This window comes from Streptococcus parasanguinis (genome assembly GCF_001578955.1).
In the GTDB taxonomy this organism is placed as follows: Bacteria; Bacillota; Bacilli; order Lactobacillales; family Streptococcaceae; genus Streptococcus; species Streptococcus parasanguinis_U.
In genome coordinates, this window is the sequence record NZ_KQ969690.1 from 93,512 (window position 1) to 96,935 (window position 3,424).

At 43.4% G+C, this 3,424-nt stretch carries 3 protein-coding genes and 1 pseudogene; 3 read left to right on the forward strand and 1 reads right to left on the reverse strand.

Annotated elements, in window-relative coordinates:
* A pseudogene (locus SPADD19_RS04275) lies at nucleotides 1–226 on the forward strand (ABC transporter ATP-binding protein); the annotation flags it as partial.
* Nucleotides 227–2,212, forward strand: a complete 1,986-nt coding sequence (locus SPADD19_RS04280; protein ID WP_061455320.1) for an ABC transporter permease — start codon at nucleotides 227–229, stop codon at nucleotides 2,210–2,212.
* A gap of 368 nt (nucleotides 2,213–2,580) precedes the next feature.
* On the opposite strand, the gene SPADD19_RS04285 is transcribed toward SPADD19_RS04280, so the two are convergent.
* A complete protein-coding gene (locus tag SPADD19_RS04285) occupies nucleotides 2,581–2,844 on the reverse strand; it encodes a SemiSWEET family transporter (RefSeq protein ID WP_003012241.1) in 264 nt (87 codons plus the stop codon).
* Between the two features lie 286 nt (nucleotides 2,845–3,130).
* On the opposite strand from SPADD19_RS04285, the gene SPADD19_RS04290 reads away from it, so the two are divergent.
* Nucleotides 3,131–3,388: a SemiSWEET family transporter gene (locus SPADD19_RS04290; RefSeq protein WP_061455321.1), complete on the forward strand. Its 258-nt coding sequence runs from the start codon at nucleotides 3,131–3,133 to the stop codon at nucleotides 3,386–3,388.
* Nucleotides 3,389–3,424: the final 36 nt, after the last annotated feature.

Genomic DNA, 3,424 nt, shown 5'->3' on the forward strand with positions numbered 1-3,424 from the left:
AAAATCATCGGCTGCGTTGCTCGACGTCTTTGAAGATATTAATACCATGGGGCAAACCATTCTCATGGTGACCCACTCAACCGCAGCGGCAGCGCGTGCCAAGCGCGTGCTCTTCATCAAGGACGGGATTCTCTACAACCAGATCTTCCGCGGGGAAAAAACGGAGCGTCAGATGTTCCAAGAAATCTCAGATACTCTGACGGTCATGGCAAGTGAGGTGGAGTAGATGTTTCGATTAACCACTAAACTAGCTTGCTCTAATCTGGTCAAGAACCGCAAGCTCTATTATCCCTTTGCGATTGCGGTCATTCTCGCAGTGACCATCGCTTACCTCTTTGACTCCCTGACCTTTAATCCCCACATTTCCGAGCTTCGAGGGGGCTCTTCCATAGTGTTCACTCTCAGCTTGGGGTTCTTCGTGGTCAATGCCGCGGGAGCTATCATCGTGCTCTATGCCAATAGCTTCGTCATGAAAAACCGCTCCAAGGAGCTAGGCATCTACAGCATGCTAGGTTTTGAGAAACGCCATCTCATCAGCATGATTTTCAAGGAACTTTTGATTTTTGGCTTTCTAACCATCTCAGCCGGTGTCTTGATCGGAGCTCTCTTTGATAAGCTGATCTTTGCCTTTCTCTTGAAACTCATGAAGATGAAGGTCCAGCTAGTATCTACCTTCCAACCTGGGATTGTCATCTTGGTCTTTGTCACCTTTGGTCTCATCTTTGGACTTTTGGTTCTTCTCAATGCTTGGCGCATTCTCCGTTTGAATGCCCTGCAGTTGACGCGTGAGAAGGCCAGTGGTGAAAAGAAAGCCCGCTTCTTGTGGCCCCAAACCATCCTGGGCTTAGCCTCTCTCGGTTGTGGCTACTACTTGGCTTTGTCTGTCAAAGACCCCATCATTGCGCTTGTGACCTTCTTTCTAGCGGTTATCTTGGTCATGATCGGGACCTATCTGCTCTTTAATGCTGGGATCACCGTCTTCTTGCATCTGCTTAAGAAAAAGAAGAGCTACTATTACCAGCCCAACAATATGATCTCGGTCTCTAACCTCATCTATCGTATGAAGAAAAATGCAGTGGGCCTTGCGACCATTGCCGTCCTCTCGACCATGGTGCTTGTGACCATCTCCGCAGCCACCAACATCTATGTCGGTAGCGAAATGGTCAAGAAAATCATGGCTCCTCATGATTTCTCTGTCCAAGGAAAAGGGGTCGATCTGGAGCAGATCAATCAGAAATTTGATGAATTTGCCTCTGAGCACCATCTCAAGATCAAAAATCGTGACCTGATGACCTATGCCAACTTTGGGGTTAAATCACAAAAGGGCACAGACTTCACCGTCTATCCAGCTGATGAACGCAGCGTCACTCCTAAAACCGTCTTTATGGTTTTTGATGTAGCTAGTTATGAACACATGACAGGCGAACACGTCGATCTGACTGACAACCAAGTCATCCTCTTTGCCCATAACAAGGATCTTAAAGGGCAAAAGCAGTTCACTATCAATGGGCATGACTTCCAAGTAAAGGAAGAAGTGAGCAAGGATTTTATCACCGATCATGTGCCAAATCAGTTTAATATGCTGACGGAGGATTTCAACTATCTGATCGTGCCTGACCTCTCAGCCTTTGTAGCTCAGTTTCCAAATCTTGCAATCAATACCAATATCTACGGTGGATTCAATGTTAATGTCGATGAAGACCAGCAACTCAAGCTAGCAGCCAGCTATGACAAGATGATCGATGAATTGAGCAGCCAACAGGGCCAAGGAACATTTATCTATGGAGGTAACCGAGCCAATGATGTGGCAGAGTTGAATAGCCTTTTTGGTGGCATCTTCTTTATCGGAATTTTCTTGTCACTGATCTTTATGGTCGGAACGGTCATCGTCATCTACTACAAGCAAATCTCAGAAGGCTATGAAGACCGTGATCGCTTCGTCATCCTCCAACAGGTGGGGCTCGATGAACACGAGGTCAAACGAACCATCAACCGTCAAGTGCGGACTGTCTTCTTCCTCCCTCTCATCTTTGCCTTTGTCCACCTGGCCTTTGCCTACCATATGATCCGCCTGATTCTTAAAGTCCTCGGTGTCATCAATAGTGGCCAAGTCCTCGTCGTGACCCTCAGTGTCTGTGCTGTCTTTCTTATCACCTACCTGATCGTCTTTTGGATCACCTCTCGGAGCTATCGTAAGATTGTGCAGATATAAGGAGAGAGAAGCTCGAATCAAATTAGAAACTTTCCTTAGGTGAGTACGGACGTCAGCGAACTTCGAAGAAGTTCCATGACTAATTATTGAGCCTAAGGTCTCAATAATTCCGAGTGCCTGAAACATGATTATTTCAGGCACTTTTCTCACAGCGAAAAGTTTCAATATACTCTAAATAATAATGAGAAATCATTTTGAGATTTTTGTACAATAGTCCAGCTAAGGTTATTCAAAGAAAAGAATTGTCAATTTTTAAGCTCGCTCATAGCGGGCTTTTTGTGTGAAAACCGACAGCGATTGTTTTTGTTTTTCAAAGGGATACACAAAAAAGACTGAACCAGTCGAGTTCAGTCTTTGTTCGCTTTCTATTAAAGTGATGTAAGGAAAGTCAATCCTCCTAGGATGACACCTGCCGAATTCGGAATGATCAAAATCCAGTCTTTTTTAGGTTCCTTTGTCCAACCATAAATGACCCAGATCAAGCAAGAAATAGCAGCTGACAAGGGTTGGAAAGGTTGGGCCTTGTTTCCCTGTAAATTAGCAATAATTTGTGGGATGTAGGCAATGAAAACGATAATCCCAATAAAGGCACCGATCGAGCCAACGATTTGGTTGATTTTTTGTTTATTCATAAAATTTTACCTCTGTGTATTAAAATAGCATAAGTAGGAAGATAATGCAATTAATTTGCATGCTATTCAAGATGAAAATGATTATATTTGCAAAAAAATTAGACAAAGTGTCTAAAATAATTACTAGAGAGAAGACTCTCTCGAAGAGAAATCCATCTTCCTGCATAATCACAAGATTGTGACACTTTACAGTTCGGTAACATTTGAAAAAAGCACTTGAATTTTAAGAGGGCAAGCGATAGAATAGTGCATACTTTAAAAAAGAAAAGGAAATGGTAGTTTCAAAATGAATGATAAACAAATGAAAATTCTTGGTTGGGTTGCGACCTTTATGTCTGTCATGATGTATGTATCTTACTTCCCACAAATCATGGATAACCTCGCTGGTCACAAAGGGAACTTTATTCAACCCCTTGTCGCAGCCATCAACTGTAGCCTTTGGGTTTACTACGGACTCTTCAAAAAAGAACGCGATATTCCACTTGCTGCAGCCAATGCACCAGGGATCATCTTTGGTTTGATCACAGCTATCACAGCCTTGTAATCAATGAAAGAGAGAGTGGGGCAGAAATTGGTAATT

Coding starts and splice junctions, on each gene's coding strand:
- SPADD19_RS04280 (WP_061455320.1), top strand. CDS start 227: ATGTTTCGATTAACCACTAAACTAGCTTGCTCTAATCTGGTCAAGAAC.
- SPADD19_RS04285 (WP_003012241.1), bottom strand. CDS start 2,844: ATGAATAAACAAAAAATCAACCAAATCGTTGGCTCGATCGGTGCCTTT.
- SPADD19_RS04290 (WP_061455321.1), top strand. CDS start 3,131: ATGAATGATAAACAAATGAAAATTCTTGGTTGGGTTGCGACCTTTATG.